Genomic DNA, 1,332 nt, shown 5'->3' on the forward strand with positions numbered 1-1,332 from the left:
GTAATGAGAAGCTGTTTGAACACTTTAATAAGCTAGCCGATGAGGACAATGTAATTATTGACCGATACATATATTCAAATTTAGTTTATGCGAGGGAGTTCAAGGATTACTCAATCTTAACGGAAGAGCAGCAAAGGGCAATTGAGGAGAAGATTAGGGGTAAAGCCAATGTGATCTACTTACATGCTGATCCGAAGGTTATTAAACAACGTTTAAGTGAACGCGGTGATGAATACATTAATGATCGTGATATTGAGCCGGTTTTAGAATTATATAGAGAGGTTATGAGCAATGCAGGATTACATACATATTCATGGGATACAGGGCAGTGGGATAGCGATGACATTGTTGAGGATTTAATTCAATTATTTGAGTAAAACAAACAGAGAAGGAGTGAATTAACACTCCTTAGTAAACTAACGTGCTTCTACTGTAATTTTATAAATTACATAATTGTCGTTAATGTCATACGCATAAACCAATGCTGTGCCCAAAGTTGAATGAGAGGATACGACACCACTGGAACTAATGCTTATAAGGTTGCTTCCAGATACAATTTCCCACCGGGTGTAGCCTTTTAATAGAGATACGTTAGAATTCCTAAGCATGTGAAAATCAACTGTACCAAGCGGATCACCTAGCTGCTTAACTTGATCAACTGATTTGACAGGGGTTAAAGCAGAAGCCTGTGATGTGAATGCAGGGAGTACTAGTGCTGTAAGCGATAGAGCAGAAACAATCAATCCTTTGTAAAACTTTTTCATAAGAATTACCTCCTAGGTTTTGATTGTGGTTACACCTCCAGTCTAGCATGTTAAATATTTGAAATGTGTGAAGTGTTTGTGAAACTGTTTGAAATATCTCATTTATTTAGAAAAGGGTGAAAAAATGGGGCTCAAAATAAAATTTAGAGATCAAATATTAGAGTTGCGTAGAAAAATGTCATTGCAATTACATCGGTTATTAGAAGACTTGACATTTTGGACTTTCAATGAATATGAAGTTCAAAAATGTATTGATGAGTATGCATTAGAGTTAGTCGAGAAGAGAACAGGCAATAAATATAAGCTTCAAATTATAGACAAGAACAAAAATGTTTGGGGCGAATTAAAACCTGAAGAGCCAGGTTGTATTGGGTATTTTGTACAATCTACATAAAAGATCAATTTTATCGAAATGAGGTTGTGAAATGGAAGTTAAATGGTTAGTTATTTTTAATGATTGTAAAACCGGCAGTTCTTTGAGTGAGCTTACATATAGTAAGGATGGGGAAGGAAACCACCTAAGATTAGAGTCAATGGTGCCTCGTACAGGTGACTATATTGTAGGAGG

The 1,332-nt window shown here is 35.7% G+C and carries 3 protein-coding genes; 2 read left to right on the forward strand and 1 reads right to left on the reverse strand.

Translation table 11 applies throughout. The features are described from left to right. Nucleotides 1-377: hypothetical protein (locus ACFWBN_RS39935; RefSeq protein WP_385186744.1), on the forward strand; the 377-nt coding region annotated here is incomplete at its 5' end. A 39-nt stretch (nt 378-416) separates the two neighbouring features. On the opposite strand, the gene ACFWBN_RS39940 is transcribed toward ACFWBN_RS39935, so the two are convergent. After that, complete coding sequence (locus tag ACFWBN_RS39940) at nt 417-764, reverse strand: hypothetical protein (RefSeq protein ID WP_014417939.1); 348 nt, start codon at nt 762-764, stop codon at nt 417-419. A gap of 124 nt (nt 765-888) precedes the next feature. On the opposite strand from ACFWBN_RS39940, the gene ACFWBN_RS39945 reads away from it, so the two are divergent. Continuing rightward, complete coding sequence (locus ACFWBN_RS39945; protein ID WP_041481777.1) at nt 889-1,158, forward strand: hypothetical protein; 270 nt, start codon at nt 889-891, stop codon at nt 1,156-1,158. The last annotated feature ends 174 nt before the right edge of the window (nt 1,159-1,332 follow it).

Origin of the sequence: Streptomyces sp. NPDC059989 (genome assembly GCF_042736975.1) — a bacterium.
Lineage (GTDB): Bacteria > Actinomycetota > Actinomycetes > Streptomycetales > Streptomycetaceae > Streptomyces.